Annotated in this window: 19 protein-coding genes; 2 read left to right on the forward strand and 17 right to left on the reverse strand. The window is 65.1% G+C overall.

Annotation, left to right across the window (positions count from 1 at the left end; genetic code table 11):
• Positions 1-27: 27 nt before the first annotated feature.
• Both ON22_RS28390 and ON22_RS28395 read right to left on the reverse strand, forming a co-directional pair.
• Positions 28-1,194 carry a thiolase C-terminal domain-containing protein gene (locus ON22_RS28390; RefSeq protein ID WP_033247557.1) on the reverse strand — a complete coding sequence of 389 codons (1,167 nt, stop codon included), beginning with the start codon at positions 1,192-1,194 and terminating at the stop codon, positions 28-30.
• Positions 1,191-2,006 (reverse strand): crotonase/enoyl-CoA hydratase family protein, encoded by an 816-nt coding sequence (locus ON22_RS28395; protein WP_051158204.1) that lies wholly within the window; start codon positions 2,004-2,006, stop codon positions 1,191-1,193. The genes ON22_RS28390 and ON22_RS28395 overlap by 4 nt, the downstream gene beginning before the upstream one ends.
• A gap of 467 nt (positions 2,007-2,473) precedes the next feature.
• On the opposite strand from ON22_RS28395, the gene ON22_RS28400 reads away from it, so the two are divergent.
• Positions 2,474-3,235 (forward strand): SDR family NAD(P)-dependent oxidoreductase, encoded by a 762-nt coding sequence (locus ON22_RS28400; protein WP_231508796.1) that lies wholly within the window; start codon positions 2,474-2,476, stop codon positions 3,233-3,235.
• A gap of 193 nt (positions 3,236-3,428) precedes the next feature.
• On the opposite strand, the gene ON22_RS28405 is transcribed toward ON22_RS28400, so the two are convergent.
• The 9 genes from ON22_RS28405 to ON22_RS28440 form a co-directional block, all read right to left on the reverse strand.
• Positions 3,429-3,866 (reverse strand): nuclear transport factor 2 family protein, encoded by a 438-nt coding sequence (locus ON22_RS28405; protein ID WP_033247556.1) that lies wholly within the window; start codon positions 3,864-3,866, stop codon positions 3,429-3,431.
• Between the two features lie 44 nt (positions 3,867-3,910).
• The gene (locus ON22_RS28410; protein ID WP_033247555.1) at positions 3,911-4,759 is read right to left on the reverse strand and encodes a mycofactocin-coupled SDR family oxidoreductase; all 849 of its coding nucleotides are present in this window, start codon (positions 4,757-4,759) and stop codon (positions 3,911-3,913) included.
• A 73-nt stretch (positions 4,760-4,832) separates the two neighbouring features.
• Positions 4,833-6,197 (reverse strand): MFS transporter, encoded by a 1,365-nt coding sequence (locus ON22_RS28415; RefSeq protein WP_081595906.1) that lies wholly within the window; start codon positions 6,195-6,197, stop codon positions 4,833-4,835.
• Positions 6,194-6,982 carry an SDR family NAD(P)-dependent oxidoreductase gene (locus tag ON22_RS28420; protein WP_051158205.1) on the reverse strand — a complete coding sequence of 263 codons (789 nt, stop codon included), beginning with the start codon at positions 6,980-6,982 and terminating at the stop codon, positions 6,194-6,196. Before ON22_RS28420 ends, ON22_RS28415 begins: the two co-directional genes overlap by 4 nt.
• Before the next feature lie 214 nt (positions 6,983-7,196).
• On the reverse strand, positions 7,197-7,982 hold the full coding sequence (locus ON22_RS28425) for an enoyl-CoA hydratase/isomerase family protein (protein WP_033247579.1): 786 nt from the start codon (positions 7,980-7,982) through the stop codon (positions 7,197-7,199).
• 97 nt (positions 7,983-8,079) lie between these two features.
• Positions 8,080-9,681, reverse strand: a complete 1,602-nt coding sequence (locus ON22_RS28430; RefSeq protein WP_081595912.1) for a long-chain-fatty-acid--CoA ligase — start codon at positions 9,679-9,681, stop codon at positions 8,080-8,082.
• 32 nt (positions 9,682-9,713) lie between these two features.
• Positions 9,714-10,514 carry an enoyl-CoA hydratase/isomerase family protein gene (locus ON22_RS28435; RefSeq protein ID WP_051743150.1) on the reverse strand — a complete coding sequence of 267 codons (801 nt, stop codon included), beginning with the start codon at positions 10,512-10,514 and terminating at the stop codon, positions 9,714-9,716.
• A complete protein-coding gene (locus ON22_RS36975) occupies positions 10,507-10,674 on the reverse strand; it encodes a hypothetical protein (protein ID WP_156052486.1) in 168 nt (55 codons plus the stop codon). Before ON22_RS36975 ends, ON22_RS28435 begins: the two co-directional genes overlap by 8 nt.
• 66 nt (positions 10,675-10,740) lie before the next feature.
• The gene (locus tag ON22_RS28440; RefSeq protein ID WP_231508795.1) at positions 10,741-11,514 is read right to left on the reverse strand and encodes an enoyl-CoA hydratase/isomerase family protein; all 774 of its coding nucleotides are present in this window, start codon (positions 11,512-11,514) and stop codon (positions 10,741-10,743) included.
• Between the two features lie 198 nt (positions 11,515-11,712).
• On the opposite strand from ON22_RS28440, the gene ON22_RS28445 reads away from it, so the two are divergent.
• Entirely contained in the window at positions 11,713-12,348 is a 636-nt protein-coding gene (locus ON22_RS28445) for a TetR/AcrR family transcriptional regulator (protein ID WP_051158207.1), read from the forward strand.
• 29 nt (positions 12,349-12,377) lie between these two features.
• Here the strand turns inward: ON22_RS28445 and ON22_RS28450 are convergent, their stop codons facing one another.
• From ON22_RS28450 to ON22_RS35015, 6 genes are all read right to left on the reverse strand, one after another.
• On the reverse strand, positions 12,378-14,009 hold the full coding sequence (locus ON22_RS28450) for an AMP-binding protein (RefSeq protein WP_156052485.1): 1,632 nt from the start codon (positions 14,007-14,009) through the stop codon (positions 12,378-12,380).
• A gap of 68 nt (positions 14,010-14,077) precedes the next feature.
• A complete protein-coding gene (locus tag ON22_RS28455) occupies positions 14,078-15,430 on the reverse strand; it encodes a bifunctional 3,4-dihydroxy-2-butanone-4-phosphate synthase/GTP cyclohydrolase II (RefSeq protein WP_051158209.1) in 1,353 nt (450 codons plus the stop codon).
• An 83-nt stretch (positions 15,431-15,513) separates the two neighbouring features.
• Positions 15,514-16,038: a flavin reductase family protein gene (locus tag ON22_RS28460; protein ID WP_033247552.1), complete on the reverse strand. Its 525-nt coding sequence runs from the start codon at positions 16,036-16,038 to the stop codon at positions 15,514-15,516.
• Positions 16,039-16,114: 76 nt separating this feature from the next.
• Positions 16,115-17,056, reverse strand: a complete 942-nt coding sequence (locus ON22_RS28465) for an SDR family NAD(P)-dependent oxidoreductase (protein WP_081595908.1) — start codon at positions 17,054-17,056, stop codon at positions 16,115-16,117.
• A 60-nt stretch (positions 17,057-17,116) separates the two neighbouring features.
• A complete protein-coding gene (locus tag ON22_RS35010; protein ID WP_051158211.1) occupies positions 17,117-18,067 on the reverse strand; it encodes an isocitrate lyase/PEP mutase family protein in 951 nt (316 codons plus the stop codon).
• A 50-nt stretch (positions 18,068-18,117) separates the two neighbouring features.
• Positions 18,118-18,642, reverse strand: a complete 525-nt coding sequence (locus tag ON22_RS35015; protein ID WP_051158212.1) for a cupin domain-containing protein — start codon at positions 18,640-18,642, stop codon at positions 18,118-18,120.
• Positions 18,643-18,653 lie beyond the last annotated feature (11 nt).

Consider the following 18,653-nt stretch of genomic DNA (forward strand, 5'->3'; position numbering starts at 1 on the left):
CCTCCGTTTCGTCCGACCCGGCCCGGATCACGAGCCCAGGATCAAGGTCGAGTGGTGGTCGAGAATTCCCCCGTTACCCGAGACCAGGACGAGCTCGTGCTGTTCCACCTGCCGGGCACCGGCCTGCCCGCGCGCCTGCAGGATGGCCTCGGACAGCGGGGTCATACCCCACATGTAGTAGGAGGACAGCTGTCCCCCACCGGTATTCATCTTCACCTTGCCCTCCGGGCCGATCATTCCCGGCGTCGCCACGAACTCGCCTCCTTCGCCTTTGGCGCAGAACCCGTAGTCCTCGAGACTGACCAGAGCGGTGTAGGTGTAGCAATCGTAGAGTTCGGCGATATCGATATCGGCGACGGTGACGCCGGCCATCGACATGGCCGCCGGCCCGGAGCGCGCCGCGCCGGTCACCAACCCGAAGTCGTCGTTACGACGCAATTTGGTGCCTGGATGACACTGTGCCCATCCGAGAACGCGAACCGGAGGCTGCGCCAGGTCACGGGCGCGGTCGCCGGTGGTCACCACCACCGCGACACCACCGTTCGATACCAGGCAGCAATCGTAGAGATGGAACGGATCGCTGATGATGCGGGATTCCTGGTGATCGGCGAGGGCGATGGGGGTACGCATCTGCGCCAGTGGGTTGAGCACAGCCCAGTCGCGCTGGGCGACGGCGATGGCACCCAACTGTTCGGAGGTCGTCCCGTATTCGAGCATGTGGCGGCGCGCGGCCAGCGAGTACAGCACGTTCGGAGTTACGGCGCCCGTCGACCGCTGGAGGCCCGCCCATCCGGAAGGCGTCCGGTGACCGTCCGAATAGGCCTGGCCCGCCCCGGCCCCTTCCACGAGGGGAGCATCACCGAATACGCACACGATGACTTCGGCCATCCCGGCCTGCACCGCCATCGATGCGTACTGGACCATCGCGCCGGCCGTCGAGCCGAATGCCTGCATCTGGGTGAGAACCACAAGGTCGCGCAGTCCTAGGTCGACCTGCAACTCGAGGCCGACATCGTTGGTCACGCCACCCGAGACCAGTAAACCGTCGACATCCGCCAAGCGCAGACCGGCGTCGGCGACGGCCAGCCGGGTGGCCTCCGCGGCGAACTGGCGGGCACTTTTGCCGTAGACCTTCCCCATCTCGGTCATTCCGAGACCGGCGATCACCGGTGATCGCGAGGTGCTGTGTTTCATTGTCCTGTCCAGTTCGGTGTCCGCTTCTCGACGAAGGCCCGCAGGCCCTCCTGTGCATCTTGCGAATGCCGGACCCGTCCCGCTTCGAGGCGGTTCCGCGCCCAGTCCGCGGCCTCGCGTTCGACATGCCCGTCGGTGATGCCGCCCGCGATACGTTTGGTGGCCTGCACCGCGAGCGGGGCGTTGGCGGCGATGGCATCGGCGAGCTCGAGTGCTACCGAGAGGACCTGTGCCTGCGCCACGACCCGGGTGACCAGCCCCAGCTCCGCCGCCCGCGCCGCCGAGATCGGCTCGCCGGTGAAGGCCATCGCCAAGGCGACTTTGCGCGGAATCTGCTGCGCCAGCCGGAACGCACCGCCGGCGGCGGCTACCAGTCCGCGGCGCACTTCGGGCAGGCCGAACTCGGCGGTATCGGCCGCGACGACCATATCGCTGGCCAACGCCAGTTCGGTGCCGCCGCCGAGCGCGAATCCGTTGACCGCGGCAATGGTGGGTTTGCTGACGGGGTGATCGACATACCCCGCGAAACCCCAGCGAGCACGGGTGCCCGCGGGGTGGATATCTTCCCCGGCAGCCAGCGCCTTGAGGTCTGCCCCCGCACAGAACGCCCGATCGCCCGCACCGGTCAGGACAATCGCCCGCACCGCCGAATCGCGCTCTGCGGACTCGAGCGCCTCGCCGATCGATTCGGCGACCATCCGGTTGATGCTGTTGCGGGCTCGGGGCCGGTTGATCGTGATCAGCAGGACATTGCCGCGCTGTTGCGTCAGGACCGCCTCGGTGTGCAGGTCGTGAGCTTCTCCGGTCGTCATGGTTGGCCTCACTGCTATCGAACTCGGAACGGTCGCCGGTGGAGGCATGAAGGTTTGCTCATCGGGCACCTCGTTCTGGCTGCCGAGCGGATGACTCCTCGAAACCCGCTCGTCAACCGGACTACGGCCATACTGACATATATAGTCCATATTAGGAAATGGAATGAGGTGGCCCCCGACCACGCGGGGCCACACCGTAACGAACTCCTCGTCCACCCCCGGACACGCCTCGAACCGCGCCGATTCATCGGATAACCTCGTCGTCGGCGATAATTCGCTCTCACTCGCGTCCCCACAGCTCCACCGACAATGGCCGCACCGACCTCGAAGCAGCCCCACATCGGGCGGCCACGAAACTTGCGCACAGAGGCAGAAGCGATGATACTGACCTATACCGTCCATATTGAGAATCAGGCCGGACCACAGTGAGCTTTGCCCGACAGGACCTCACTCCCATACACGGAGGTATGAACATGCAGGTGTCCCTCGAAGGGAAAATCGCGCTGGTGACCGGCTCGGGCCAGGGTATCGGCGCCGCGATCGCCACGCAGCTGGCAAATTCCGGCGCCCATGTAGCGGTCTGCGATCTGCACGGCGACCGCGCCGAGGCCGTCGCCCGGGAATTGTCGGAACAGGGGTTGCGCGCCCACGGGTTCACCTGCGATGTCACCTCGCCCGAGGAGGTCGCGGCACTGAACCGGGCCGTCACGACCACCCTCGGCCCCCTCGATATCCTGGTGAACAACGTGGGATGGGCTGGTGATGACCCGTTCATCTCCCTCGGCGTCGAACAGATCCGCAACCTCGTCGATGTCAATCTCATGTCGGCAATATTCGTCTGTCACGAAGTCGGCGCCGGGATGGTCGAACGTGGCTCCGGACGAATCATCAACATCGCCAGCGACGCCGGCCGGGTCGGTAGTGGCGGACAGGCCGTCTACGCCGCCACGAAGGGCGGCGTCATCGCTTTCACCAAATCGCTGGCCCGGGAGTGGGCCAAGCGCGGTATCACCGCCAACTGCGTCTCCCCCGGCGCAACCGATACCCCGCTGTGGGCCGACGATACCTCCGACCGCATCAAATCCATGTTGCTGTCGACCATCCCGCTCAAACGAGTCGGCCGGACCGAAGAAATCGCCACCGCGGTCGCCTTCCTCGTCTCCGACAAGGCCGATTACATCACCGGTCAAGTACTCAGCGTCAGCGGTGGCCTGACCATGGTCGATTAGCGGCGACGAGTTCGCCGGCCGGAGCGCTGCGGCCGGCAGGCGGCTGTGTGGCGACAGCGTCGTCGCCACAGAGCCGCACCGGACGGAGGCCACAGAGCCGCCCCGGACGGCCGGCCGGGGAGTCCGGCGTGACACCACTTATCCGGGCGCGGCCTGTGATGCGCCGTCACACCTCAATACATACCCTCGAGCACTATCCCGCGAGCGGCGTTCGGCCGACCTGCTCGGGCTCGAATGTCTTCACCAGCACCCTCCTGGAGATCAGCCACGTGGAGTCGACTTTTCTGTATTCGTCCTCGTACTGAACGTTGAACCGCAGCCGAGGACCGCCGCCTGCATGCTGCACGTCGCAGATACCGAACGCGACGCCCGTGGCGCGGGTTTCGGACAGGATGGTGATCACGTGGTTGGTCATATGGTGAACGACGTGTTCCACCATGCCCATCAATTCGTCGCCGTACGCCGCAATGGCCTCACGCCCGACGTGGAGACCGAAATCGACCTGGCGTTCGTCGAAAAAGCAATCCTCCGTGAACACTTCGGCCGCCCACCGGGCAGGCTCGCCGGTGTCGAGAAGAAGGGCGTAGCGATGGTTCAGCTCGGTGATGGCGAATTTGTCTTCGATGGACATACTGTGGACCTTTCCTCAGCGGGTTCTGTGTTGTCGCCTGGTGGTCACACGTGCGGGATCTTGTTGGGGGCCATGGCACCCGCGTCGAGCACATGGGTAGTGCCGGTGATGTAGCGAGAGTCGTCGGAGGCGAGGTAGACCACCGCATTGCTCACGTCGATGGGTTCGATCCAGGGCACACGCAAGCCCTGCAAGTGCACGAAAACGTCTTCCACCTCGGCTCGCGTCGGGTTCGCGAGGTGGGGAAGAAAGACATTGTGCACCACCGGGTTGTTGATCATCGGTGTGTCGACGTTGCCGGGATGCAGTGAATTGACCCGGATATTGTGCGGAGCGAGCTCGACCGCGAGCGCTCGCATGAGACCGGTGACGCCGTGTTTCGATGCCGTGTAGTGGGAGAGATCGGCGTAAGCGATCAGACCGGCAAGGGAGCTGGTGAGGATGATCGAGCCGCCCTGTTTCCGCTCGATCATCGACGGCACCGCCGCCCGGACGGTCTTCCAGGTACCGGTGAGGTTGACGTCGATCATTTCCTGCCATTGCTGTTCGGACATTTCCCAGGAGGGCGCGAAACCGGTGATGCCGGCATTGGCGACGACGATATCGATCCCACCGAGTTCCGCGACCGTCTCGGCGACAACGGCTTGGAGTCCGGCCAGATCCCGGATATCGCACTCCCGATGGATGATCCGGCGGCCTGTCGCCCTCGCCAGTTCGGCGGTGTGCGCCAGATCCTCGGAGGTAGGCAGCGCATAGGGCACGGTGTCCACCGGTGCGCAGATATCTATCGCCACCACATCGGCGCCCTCCTCGGCAAGCCGCAGGACATGTGACCGTCCTTGGCCGCGGGCGGCGCCTGTCACCAGTGCGACCTTGTTGTCGAGACGTCCCATGACGGTCCTCCTTGTTCGATGCACCGGCGGATACCGGCGATGGCAATTTGCCGACCGAGCGCCGAACCAGCTCTTATGCCGATTCGAGGGGTCGGCTCGCGGTCTCCGGGACCCGCAGCGTCGTCAGCAGCGCCACCACGGCAACGGCCATCAGATAGAAGGCAGGCGCGTAGGTGGTTCCCGTCTGCGCGACCAGGAAGGTGGAGACGTATGCCGCGGTCCCACCGATCAGCCCGAAGACGTTGTAGCTGATGCCGAAAGCCGTGTATCTGATACTGGTGGGGAAACGTTCCAGTGCGGCGGTGACGTAGACGGCCTGTCCGGCCGAGACGGGTATCGCGAGCAATATCAGCGCCGCCACGGCCGCGAGGAAGTTGCCGGTGTCGAGTAGCAGGAAGCTCGGGTACGTGAATACGAACAAGCCCACCGCGGCGGAGATGAGGACACGCCGGCGGCCGTACCTGTCGGACAGTATGCCCATCGGCGGTCCCAGGACGACGATGGCCGCGCCGCCGGCGCAGATTGCCAGGAGGCCGTCGCCGGAGTCGAAGCCGAGCTCGCTGGTCAACAGCGTCGGCATGTAGATCATCATGATGTAGTAACCGAGAAAAGCTCCGGCGCCGAGCAGTCCGGTCACCGCCATCCGGCGGTACATTGAGGCCTTCCCGAGCACCTCGGGAAGCGGGCTGTGGAAAGTGGCCTCGGCTTTCCGCGCGAGCTCGAATGCGGGGGATTCGTCGAGCTTCACCCGGATATAGAGCCCCACCAGGCCGAGCGGTAGGGCGAGTAGGAACGGAATGCGCCAGCCCCAGCTGTTCAGCGATTCGGTGGACATGAGCGCCGCGAGCAGCGCGGCGGTGAGAAGACCGGCCAGGGTCGCACACGTGATCGATACCCCGATCCAGCTGACGAAGTAGCCTCGCCGGTGATTCGGTGCGGATTCGGCGACGAAGATCGTTGCCCCCGGAAGCTCACCGCCCGCCGAGATGCCCTGGAGGACACGCAGAATCACGAGCAGCAACGGTGCCAGTACGCCGATCGTCTCGTAGCTCGGGAGCAATCCGATGGCGGCCGTGCTGACCGACATCAAGAGGATCACCGAGACCAGGGTGGTCTGCCGCCCGATCTTGTCGCCGAATCGACCCCAGACCAGGCCGCCCAGTGGCCGCGCGACGAATGCGAGGGCGAAGATGCCCAGTGTGCTCAACAGCCCGCTCACCCGGTCCTCCGCGGAGAAGAAGGTGCTCGCGATGGCGGGGGTCAGGGCGGCGTACACGGCGAAGTCGTAATACTCGACGAAGGAACCGGCACAGCTCGCGATCACGGCGCGGCGAAGCATCGCCGGGCTGATATCGGGCTCGGCGTCGTGGCCGGTGGGAGTTTCCGGCGCTTGCGCTCGGGGCATACCGGGCTCGTTGCCCGTCTTCTCGGTGGTCACACTGTTGTCCAACCGCCATCGATGACGAGGGTCTGCCCCGTCATATAGGACGACGCCTCGCTGGCGAGGAACACCAGAGCACCGTTGAGTTCGTCTTCCCGGCCGCCGCGGCGCATCGGCATACGCCGGAACCGGCGTTCACCGGCGCTGCTGGTGAACAGCTCCTCGGTGAGCTCGCTCCGGAAATACCCGGGCGCGAGGGCATTGACCCGGATACCGCGATCCGCCCATTGCGCCGCGAGTTCGCGTGTCAGGCTGATCACGGCCCCCTTGCTGGCGCAGTAGCCGGCCTCGGGAATCGACCAGCTGGCGACCAGGCCGTTGATGGATGCGATATTGATGATTGCGCCCCGGCCCTGTTCCAGCATCCGTCGACCGGCGAGGTGGCAGAGACGGTAGAGTGCGATCAGGTTGACGTCGATCACCTTGCTGAACGTTTCCGGGTCTTCGTCTTCGGCCGGCTGGATCGAGGTGATACCGGCATTGTTGACGACGATATCGATTGCGCCCCGCCATTCCACCGTGCGGTCGATGACATCGCGGATCTCGTCGTCTTTCGTGACATCCGCCGAAACAGCAAGGATGTGTTCGGGAAACTGGTCGACCAGCGCGAGGAGCGGGTCTTTTCGCCGGGCCATTGCGACGACATAAGCGCCGCGTTGTGCCATCGCGGTGGCGAATTGCCGGCCGAGTCCGGAACTCGCTCCGGTGACAATCGCGACCTTGCCGGCGATATCGAACAGCGGGTCCACGCTTCGGGCCGCTGTCGAAGTGATGTCGTTCATGAGGAAATATCTCCTGGGGTCTGTCAGTGCGTTTCTCCACGGAAACTCCCGTGCGCACGCACCGGAGAGCCGGCGGCTCGTACGCCATCGCCTCGGCTCGACCGAGGGGCGGGTTACGCTTTTCTCGGGAGCCCTGTCGGGCTCCGGATGTCAGCATCGGGCGCGCGAGCCGAGAGCGAGAGCGGCGTAACCCGCCGGTGCCGGTCGTCAGATATCAGGCGTGCTTGCCGAGTGCGCCCAAAGCCTCGTAGGCGAGTCCCATGCCGAGCATTTCGAGGACCTGTTTTTTGAGGGGCTGGACGATGAGGGCGCGGGTGAACCGCAGCGTCGTATCCGATTTCTCGGCGATCCGGCCCGCGATCTCCCGGGCGCGCCCGAGCACCTGGTCCGGGGGCAGGACCTCTTTGACGAGGCCCCAGCGCAGCGCCTCGTCCGCGGTGATCGTTTCACCGGTGAGCATGTAGGCACGAGCGCGGTTGATCCCGAGGAGCATGGTCATCCAGATCTGAGAGCCGTCACCCGGCGCGATATCTTCCAGCTCGAAATGCGCCGAGTCTTCGAACGAAGCGGTATCGGCGGCGATGATGACGTCGGAGAACAGGGGGATCTCGCAGTGTCGCGCCACCGGGCCGTTGACCGCTGCGACCACCGGGACCTGGATATCCAGGATCGCGTTGACCAGTTCGCGCTGGTCGGTCCATGCGTCTTGTTCCCATACCGCGTATTCCTCCGAGAAGGAGGGGATCACGGTCATGATCTGGCCGCCCTCGGCGTCGGCGCGCGGACCCATGAAATCCACTCCGGTGCCGGTGATGAGCACGACTCGATTACCGCGATCGAGCGCGACATCGCGGAATGCACGTGTCAGTTCGCGATGAGTATGCATGCCGATCTGAAAGGGCCCGCCCTCTGAATGGAGCCGTAACTCCAGAATTCCGTTCTCGTCCCGGGTGAATTCACAGTGCGGATACTTGTCACGGTAGTCGTCCAGTACGGTCATGGAAACCATCTCCTTTGAGGTTGCCGAGTAGAAATCTCTGCCCCGAAAAATGCCGGAGGCAGCTGGTTGTGGTGCATTCGAATCGAGCGCTGCGACCTCAGACGAGATGGCCGAATGCCTCTCTGAGCAGCTTCTTGTCGAACTTGCCGGTACTGGTGCGCGGAATGTTGTCGATCACCCGGAAATCGTCCGGAATCCACCATTTCGCCACGCGCCCCGACAGGTGTTCGCGAAGTTCGTCGGTGCCGACCGCGCCGTCTGTCACGACGAAGGCGGCGGGGCGCTCACCCCAGCGGTCGTCCGGACGCCCGACGACGGCCGCCTCACGAACCGACGGGTGTGCCATCAGCGCCGACTCCAGGTCCAGGGAGCTGATCCACTCACCCCCGGATTTGATCGCGTCCTTGAGCCGATCGGTGATCCGCACCCACCCTTTGGGGTCGATCGTCCCGACATCCCCGGTCCGCAGCCAGCCGCCGTGGAATGTGTCCGCGCCGACGCCGGCTCCCAGATAGGCGCCGGCCACCATCGGCCCGCGGATCTCCAGTTCACCCACGGTGACCCCGTCTCTGGGCAGCTCCGTGCCGTCGTCGGCGACGAGGCGCATTTCGTAGAGCGGCGAGATCCGGCCGGCCGAGGTGCGCGACCGCCACCCCTCATCGGTGTCGGTCATCGCAGTCGGCGTGACCATGGTGGCTCCCGGGAAGACTTCGGTCATGCCCCAGCCCTGGACGAAATCGACTCCGAGGGCACCGTAGGCGCGCATGAGCGACTCGGGAACCGCGGTCCCGCCACCGACAACGGTCAGCAGACTGGACAGGTCGACCGGTGTAGGGCCCGATTCCCGCTCCCGGATGACCCGAAGCAGGTCCATCCACACTGTGGGAACACCTCCCGCCCAGGTCACCCGGTGCTCGGTAATCAGTTCGGCAACCGCCTCGGGTTGCAGGTTCGGTCCGGGCAGGACCATATCGGCGCCGGTGAGACCGCAAAGGAAGGGCAGCCCCCACCCCATGGCATGGAAGAGTGGAACCAGGCCGAGGACGACGTCTTCCTCACCGATCCGGAAGACGTCACGACCTGCCATGGACAGGGCGTGCAGGACGATCGACCGGTGGGAGTACAGGACTCCCTTGGGTTCCCCTGTCGTACCGGAGGTGTAGCAGAGGGCTGCGGCTGCCCGCTCGTCGACGTCGACCGGTGCAAGCGGGCCCTCCGCCTGCGCGATCAACTCCTCGTAACCGAGTTCGCCGGCAGCGAGGTCGCCGGCGGCGGCGCCGATGACCACTACATGTTCGAGTAGCGGCAGCCGATGCCGCAGACCGGCGATCCGCTCCCGGAAATCGGACTCCACGATCAGCACGGTGTCGCGCGCGTGGTTGATCGTGTACACCAACTGGTCCTCGTGCAACCTCGGGTTGGCCGTGTGCAGCACCGCACCCATACCGATGACCGCGTAATAGGTCTCGAGGTGCTCCTGGGTGTTCCACGCCAGGCTTCCGACGCGGTCCCCCGGCCGGATTCCCCACTGCGCCAATGCCGCAGCGAGGCGCTCCGACCGATCCAGGACCTCGACGAAGGTGGCCGACCGCGAAGGACCCTCCGGGTGGCTCGCCGACCGCGAGTACACCCTTGCTCCGTGATGGATGGCGCGCATCCGCCGCAGCAGCAAGGCGACGTTCAGGTCGACATCCATCATGAGGCCCGGCATCGGGGCCGGTTCGGGCGGTGTCACTGCCGGGCCGCAGCCGCCGCGCGCCGGCGATCACGGGCTTCGAGCGCCGCGCCGACCAGACGCTGATGATCCTCGGACACCGCGGAGACGCGTTCGGCCTGGAATCCCAGATCCAGTGTCACGCTGGACAACATGTGCAGGATGGCGTTGAGCGCCTTCTTGGTGCCCTGCACCGCGACATGCGGTGAGGCCGCCATCCGCTCGGCCCATTCCATGGCCCGCGGGAGCACCTCGTCCACCGGGCAAGCCTCGGTGACCAGCCCCCATTCCGCGGCGACCCGCCCCTCTACCGGATCCCCGGTGAGCAGGAAGCGCTTGGCGCGCGCCATACCGACGAGAATCGGCCACATCATCGCCCCGCCGTCACCGGCGACAAGACCGATCACCACATGCGGGTCGGACAATCGCGCATCCTCGGCCACGATGCTGAAATCGCTCATCAACGCCATCGTGAAGCCGTAGCCGGCCGCGGCACCGTTGACGGCGGAGATGACCGGCTGCGGCAGGTTCAACAGGTCGTCGACGATCTTCTTGGCTTCGAAGAACGTGGTCTCTCTGGTCACCGGGGTTTCGCCCGCGATCCACTCGAGATCCCCGCCGGCGCAGAACGCCCGCCCCGCACCGGTGAGGACCACCGCCCGCACCCGGCGATCCATACCGATATCGGCGAACACCGTGGACAGTTCCCGATGGAAATCGGCATCGATCGCGTTCAGCTTGTCGGCGCGTAAGAACGTCACCGTCAGCACACCACTGCTCGACAGATCGAACTTCATCGTCTGATACCGCTCATACATTGGCAGCTACTCCTTCGAGATTGTTCGCCACAGCCACATCGAAACCAGGGGCCACGTCGGTCCGTTCCAGCGCGATCCGCGCCGCCCGCTCGCGACGACCGCGACATCGGAGGGCGATCACCACCGGAAAACTGTTATCCATCAACGTGACTCCGATCATACTGACACATATAGTCCAAAATAGGAAGAAGCTGGTCCCCCGACTGATTGACGAGGTCGGCGACCTCTACTCGTCCCGGTCGAAGCGCCAGCGGCCCGTGAAGGACGGCGCCGTCCTGGCTTTGAAAGCCCGGAAGCCGTTGTCGATGTCCTCGCCTGCGAAATTCACGGCCTGCGCCACCGCTTCGGCCTCGAGGCTGCTTGCGAAGTCGGTGCCGGCCGCACGGTGCAGCAGAGACTTCGTCAAGGACAGCGCGGCCGGCGGACCGGCCGCCAGCCGACCGGCGAGCGAGTCGACGACAGCATCGAGATCCTCGGGCTCGACCACCTGGGTGGCCAGTCCCAGCCGTTCCACCTCCGCCGCGCCGAGGACATCGCCCGTCATCGTCAGCAGTTTCGCCTTCTGCATCCCGATGAGACGAGGCAGCAGCCAGGACCCACCGACATCGATCGACAAACCCCGCCGGGGGAACACTTGCGCGAAAGTCGCGTTGCTCGAACAGATCACGAGGTCGCAGCACAGCGCAAGGTTCCAGCCGCCGCCGATCGCCGGGCCCGGCACCTTCGCGATCGTCGGCTTCGGAAACTCGTGCAGGGCAATCGCTGCGGCCGAAATGATCCGCATGCGGTCCAGCGGATGGTGCGGGCCGTCGGCCCCCAGCTGGCCGCCGGACGAGAACACCCCGTGGGCACCCGTCAGGACCACCGCGCGCACACTCGAATCGTGCTCCGCATCGTCGAGCGCCGTGGCCAGGCGCCGCCACTGGGCCGAATCCAGCGCGTTTTTCACTGCGGGCCTGTTCATGGTCAAGGTCCGGACCCCGTCGACCTGCTCGACCACGAGCGGGGCGGTCTCCGGTTCATTCGATTTCGCCATAGGACTTCCTCTCGGCAGACGGATTCCGCGTACTCACTTGATCCCACCGGCCGCGACGGCGCGGGACATTCTGGACGGAATCGCTCGGTAACTTGCTGTGTACCTCCCCCGGCAGGGCGAGATCGCTTCGGCGACGCCGTGAGGAGCGGTATGGTAAAGGCCATGACGTCTTCGCCGCGCACGGTCGGACGACCACGTGAACCCGATCTCGATGATCGGGTGCTGGACGCCGCCCGGTCGGTATACGGCGAGCGCGGCTGGAGCGGATTCACCGTCGACGAGGTCGCACGGCGCGCGGGTGTCGGCAAGGGTTCCCTGTATCTGCGCTGGCCCAACAAGGCCGCGCTGCTGGTCGATGCCGTACGTTCGGCCGCACCCTCGGTCGGGAACATCAATCTCGGAAACCTCGAGCTGGACCTGCGGGAGTTCGCCAGACAGTGGATGGCGTTCGTCCAGAGCATCGAGGGCACGATGGTCAGCCGGCTGATCATGGACCGGCATTCCAACGAGGAGCTGGCCGCGGTCGTCGGCGAGCTCGACTATCCCGATTACATCCGGTCGACCCGGGCACTGGTCCGGCGAGCGGTACGGCGCGGCGAGATCGACCCTGGCATCACGCCCACCCTCATTGCCGATCTCGTAGCGGGTGCCATCACCACCCACGTCCGCAGCACGCCTCCAGGGCTGGCCGAAGTCGCGCACACGGAGGCCTACTTGACGCAACTCGTGGACACGGTGTTGCGCGGCGTGGGCTACCGGCATCCCTCCTCGCAAGACTCCCCCGGCGACGACACCTGACCGGCCGCCGGAGAAGTCCGGCCACGAGGTCATCGAGCTGCACCGCCCTCGGCTCCGGAGGCCGATGTGGACCGGACACGCTCCGGCCGCGCCCACGTGCCGGCGCCCCGGCCACGCTCCCGGAGCTCGGCCTTGCGGACCCGCTCGGTAGCGGTCTTCGGCAGCGAATCGACAACCTCGATGAAGCGTGGCCGCATGAACTCCGCCAGCCGGCCGGTCAGGAATTCGTCCAGCGCGGCCTCGGCCAGGTGCCGCGACTGTTTCGGGACAACGAAGGCCATCACTTCCTGCTCGCCCCACTCCGAGTCCACCCCCACCACCGCGCATTCCAGCACGTCGGGATGTTGGAGCACGGCCGCCTCGACCTCGACCGAGGAGATGTTCTCACCGCGGCGGCGCAACGAATCCTTGAGACGATCCACCAGGTAGTAGTTGCCCTGCCCGTCACGGCGGAACTGGTCACCTGTGTGAAACCACAGGTTGCGCCAGGCAGCGACCGTCGCCTCCGGGTTGGCCCAGTATCCGGACGCGAAATGCCACGGTTCACGCGGACGCAGGACGAGCTCGCCGAGTTCACCGTCGGGCACCTCACGATCGAACTCGTCGACGATTCTTGCTTCGAACCCGTCGCGCAGGCGACCGCAACTCTGCGGAATACTGACGTCGTAGTCCACGGCGACAATCGGTGCGCATACTTCGGTCATGCCCCACTGGGTGGTCACCAGTACGTCGTGCCGCTTCTTGAAGTCCTCCACCTCCGGAATCACGGGAATCATCTGGACTCGTCGCAGCGGGGTCGATTCGGGCCGGTCCTCGCTCTGGTAGACGAAATTCGCCATCGCGCCGAGGAGCAGCGTCGCGGTGCATTGATACTTCTCGATATCCGTCCAGAAGGCGTCGGTGGAAAAGCGCTCGCGGAGCACCGCCCGTCCACGCACCCGCGCCACAGATATCAGATTGGCGCGATAGGTGATGTGGGACGGTGGAAAGGGGAGGTAGATGGCATCCTCGTGGCCGAGCACGGACGGCGGGAAGACCCCGGCCGCCGCCTCCTTCAGCTGTGCGAACGGCACGACGACCCCCTTCGACAACCCCGTCGTACCCGAGGTGTAGAGGATGCAGGCCGGCGTATGTCCTGGTATCCGGCCCTCGGGCGCACCCTCCTCGGACTCCCCCGCCGCGGCCAGAATGTCGTCTGCCCGGACAATGACGGTGGAATCATCGGATCGGAGATCGTCGTCGCCGCCGATGACAACGACCTGCTCGATATTCGACGCCTTGATCAGCGCCTCCCGAACGGCCGGAAAATACCGGTGGTCGACGACCGCGACCCGAGCCCGGGTATCTCCGACGATGTGATCGAGAAGTGCGCCCCGATACGCGGGGTTGGCCGACGCTTCGATCGCGCCGGCGTAGGCCACTCCACACCACAACTCGACCGAGGCCACCGAGGACGCCACAAAGGTCAGTACGGTGTCACCCGCGGCCACCCCGAGACCGGCCAGCGCCCGGCGCCATCTCCGCGCGTTCGCGTGGACCTCGGCATAGGTCCTGACCGGGCCGTCGACCTCTTCCAGACAGATTAATTCCGGCGACTCGGCCGCGATCTCGGCAACCATATCCGGGTATGCCTCGGCCGTCCGCACTATTTCGGGACTCACTAGCTCTCCTGATAAATGTTCGTTCTCGAAAATCGAGTCGGTACAAACACATGGCTTTGCGGAGCGGATCAGCCGAATCCGTGGTCGGCTCTGATCAGCACTCGAACCGGTGTGTCCGATCCGCTCGACAGGCCCGGAGGTTCGATCGGTTGTCGATGGCCGGGCGGCGGTGTGGCGTGTGCGGTTTCGTAATCGTCCAGACCGGCGAGATCGTGGCCCATACGATCGCGTTTGGTCCGCAGGTAGGCGAGATTCTCGGCATTGGCACGCAACGGCATCGGGACACGTTCGGTGACGCGCAGTCCGTGGCCGTCGAGCCCGACCCGCTTGGCGGGATTGTTCGTCAGCAACCGCATGGTGGATATCCCCAGGTCGACGAGGATCTGCGCGCCGATACCGTAGTCGCGGGAGTCGGCGGGCAACCCGAGCTGGAGGTTCGCGTCGACGGTGTCCGATCCCGCGTCCTGCAGCTGGTATGCCTGCAGCTTGTGCAGCAGGCCGATCCCGCGGCCTTCGTGACCGCGCATGTACAGCACGACTCCCCGGCCCTCGCTCGCGATCATCTCGAGGGCGGCGTCGAGCTGGGGCCCGCAGTCACAGCGCAGCGATCCGAACACATCACCGGTGAGGCATTCGGAGTGCACCCGGACGAGGACGTCGCTACCGTCGCCCTCCGGCCCGGCGATGTCCCCACATACGAGGGCGACATGCTCGACCTCGTCGTACATGCTCCGGTAGCCGACTGCCCGGAATGTGCCGTGCGCGGTCGGTATCCGCGCGTCGGCGATGCGGACCACCTGCTTCTCGTGCCTGCGGCGCCACGCGATGAGGTCGGCGATCGAGATCAGGGCGAGGCCGTGGTCGTCGGCGAAGTCCCGGAGCTCGCCGGTCTGTGCCATCGCGCCTTCGTTCTGCCGGCTCACGATCTCGCAGATCACACCCGCGGGGCGGAGGCCGGCCATCCGCGCGAGGTCGACGGCGGCTTCGGTATGGCCGGGCCGGCGCAGGACACCGCCGTCCTTCGCACGCAGCGGTACCACGTGGCCGGGCCGGGTGAAATCGCCGGCACCGGCGGCGGGGTCGGCGAGCAGGCGCATGGTCGCGGCCCGATCGGCGGCGGAGATACCGGTACCGATTCCCGCCCGGGCATCGACCGTCACCGTGTACGCGGTACCGTGTTTGTCCTGGTTGACGGCATACATCGGCGGCAGGGCGAGCCGGTCGCAGTCCTCGCCGGCCAGCGGTACGCACAGATATCCCGACGTATGGCGGACCATGAACGCCACCAGTCCGGGCGTCGCCTTCTCGGCGGCGAAGATCAGGTCGCCCTCGTTCTCCCGATCCTCGTCGTCGACCACCACCACCGGTTTACCGGCGGCGATGTCGGCGACCGCGCGCTCGATATCGTCGAACCTTGTCACGTCCTGTGCTCCATACTCTCGTGCCCGCACCGGGCCGGATGGCGGTGTCGCCTCTGGTCAGCCACCCGCGCTGATCACCTCGTCTACTCGACGTCGATCGTCCGAGCGTCGACCAGTTCACGGAACTTCGCGCCGTGCCAGATGAGCGGCTCGTTCTCGCCGATGCCGAGCTTGTTGACCTCGAGCAGGACCATCCAGTGATCGCCTGCCTCGGTGACCTCGTGGATCGAGCATTCGAGCCACAGCGCGGCGTCTTCGATGAACACCGCACCCGCTTCCCCGACTTCGATCGCGACCTGCTCGAAACGGGAAGCGCGATCCTTACTCGCGAGCTTGCGGGTCAGATCGCTCTGCCCTTTGCCCAGGATCGACACTCCGAGGGAGCCGGCCTCCTTGATCACGCCCCATGTCTCGGACGACTTCTGTACCGCGACCGCGCAGAGGCAGGGTTCCAGCGATACTCCGACCATGAACGACGAGGCGACCAGCGCATGCTTGCCACCGGCGATATCGGCCGCGAGAACCGCCACACCAGAAGGGAATTGCGCAAACGTCTTCCGCACGACTGCCGGGTCGCCGCCGAAGCCACGCACTTTGGTCTGAGTCATGAGTTCTCTTCCTGCCCCGGTTCGAAGCACGGCACAGCGCGCTCCGAACCGTGGACCGATTGCTTTGTCTGGCTACTCAGTTGCCGGACACATCTGCCGCGTCCGCGGGGATTTCGGACTCCATCTCCGGCGCCAGGAAAACCATCTGCGCGCGGAGTGACTGGCTCGCGTTGAACAGCGGGGTGAGATCACCGTCGGCCGTGAGCTCCGACGCCTTGTCCGCCCAGGCTTCGGGGGTGGTTTCGGCGGCCTTGATCCGCGGCATCGCGGTAATGACAGTCCTGGCGGCCGCCAGGCCACCGACCTCGAATGCTTCGCCGTGCACAGTAGTGTCCTGGTGGGCGAGCCAGGTGACGAAAGACGCGACGGCATCCGCCGGGAACTGCTCGCGCATGAGCTTCTGGATGACGAGGCTGCCGTTGCCGAACGCGTCTTCTGTCATCGGTGTCCAGGCAACCGGCAGCAGTGTGGTGACCTGTACGCCGACTTCGCGGGCCTCGCCGACGAGAGAATTGCCCAGTCCCCAGACCGCCGCTTTGGCCGCTCCATAGGAGGTGTCGTTGGGGATGCCCATCAGACCGTTCGAGGAGATGTTGATCAGCCGGCCGCTTTCGGATTCGATGAGGTGCGGCATCGCGTGGCGCGCGACCTCGACGACACCTCGGAAGCTGGTGTCGAAAACCCGCCACCACAGGTCACTGTCCATCTCCCAGAAGCGACCGTACGCGTTGATCCCGGCATTGTTGATGACGATATCGAGACGCCCGAAACCATCGATCGCCGCCTGCACCAGGCCCGCCGCTTCGCTGACGATATCGTGACTGTCGGGTACTGCCGTCCCGCCGGCCTCGGTAATTACCTGCACCGTTTCCTCGGCACGAGCTGCGGCGATATCGTTCACCACGACTCGCGCACCGCGAGAGGCGAGCATAATGGCATGCTCCCGCCCCATTCCCTGCCCTGCTCCGGTAACAATGGCTACTCGCCCACCGAAGTCGAGTTCGCTCTGTCCAGTCATTTCATACACCTTTGTAGAGTTTGTGGATTGTCCGGTCGATCGGTTCGAGGAATTCGACCGCTAGGCGTTGGGAGTATTGACGTAATCGCGTTGGGCTTCCGGCGGGAGATATTTTTCCTCCGTGCTCTGCACGTATTCCGGCGACGGCCGCCCGAGGCGAGCACCCCATCCGAAGTCGTAGGCGGTGCCCTTCGCCTCGTTCATCTTCTCCACATATGCCGCGAAGGGGGTGGCGTCGCCGGCTTCCTTGATATCGAGCAGCAATCGCCACACCTCGTGAACACCGGGCAGGACGAACGGCACTGCCTCGATCGACTGACCCACCGCGGTCAGCTCGGCGAGCGGACGACGCCCGATGAGGTCGGCACCCATGACGTAGTTCGACCCGGGCGTCTCTTTCAGTGCCAGTTCGGCCTGCTCCCAGGTCTGGAAGCCTTCGAAGAAGATGACATCGACTCCGGTCTCGGCGCGGTAGAGCTGTGCGCGGCGAATCGCCTCGTCGACACTGCCGCCGGCCGCACCGAATCCGTCGGTGCGTGCGACGATCACGAAGTCGGAATCCAAGCGGTCCCGGGCATCGACTGCCGCATTGAGCCGCCCTATCGCCTCCGCGTCGGATACGAGTTCGATTCCCGTCGTTCCACCGGATTTCTTGGGCTCCCGCTGATCCTCGATATGGATTCCTGCCACGCCGGCATCGATGAACTCCGCGACAGTGCGCTGGACGTTGATGGGGGCGCCGAAACCCGTATCGGCATCGCAATATACGGGAATATCGGTGCTTCGTGCGACGCGCTTCGCGTGTGCTACCACCTCGGTCAACGTAAGCCAGCCGACATCGGAGGCGCCCTCGGCCCACCATGCCGACATCCCGCCCGAGAGTTCGAAGGCCTCGAAGCCCGCGTGCTGGGCCATCTGAGCGTGGATCGGCAGCGATCCGAACGGTACGACCACGGTCTCGGGCCGCTGGAATATCTCGCGCAGCGCCGCACCCGGCGAACTCAGACCCATGACTTCTCCTTCATTCTGATTGCCTTGTTCGAATTTCTGGGTTCCGGTCGCTATGCGCTGGGCTTCGAATCGTTGTAGCCGATCGTGACCACGATGTAGACACAGTCCTCGTCGTAGGGGTTCTTCCAGGCGTGCGGTACGCCGCCCATGACGAGGAGGTCACCCGGTCCGAGGGTTCGCACTTTTCCACCGGGGAGCTTGAGATCCACTTTTCCCGAGATCACCACTTCGTAATCGATGGTGTCGCTCGCGTGCATATTGGGATCGCCGTCATCACCGGTACCGGTCATACTCGGGTCGAGCTGTTCGGGATCCAGTTCGTTTCCGGCCGAACGTGCCGGGAAACTGCTCACCCCGAAGGTCGAGCCATTCGGCCCGGCCAGTTGTACGCGGCTGGGCGGCCGTCCGATGTTCTCTTTACTGTGTCCGCCTTCGACTGCCCAGTAGAAGGCCCCCTCGGCGATACCCGGCATACTTATCTCGGCCGGGCCACCGACCTCGAGAAAATCCGCTTCGCCCGAGTCGGTGGTTCCCGCGACTATCAGGCGGAATTGTTTGGGATCCGGAAAAGTCATCTACCTTCACT

Source organism: Nocardia carnea NBRC 14403 (genome assembly GCF_000308515.1).
GTDB classification, from domain to species: Bacteria; Actinomycetota; Actinomycetes; order Mycobacteriales; family Mycobacteriaceae; genus Nocardia; species Nocardia carnea.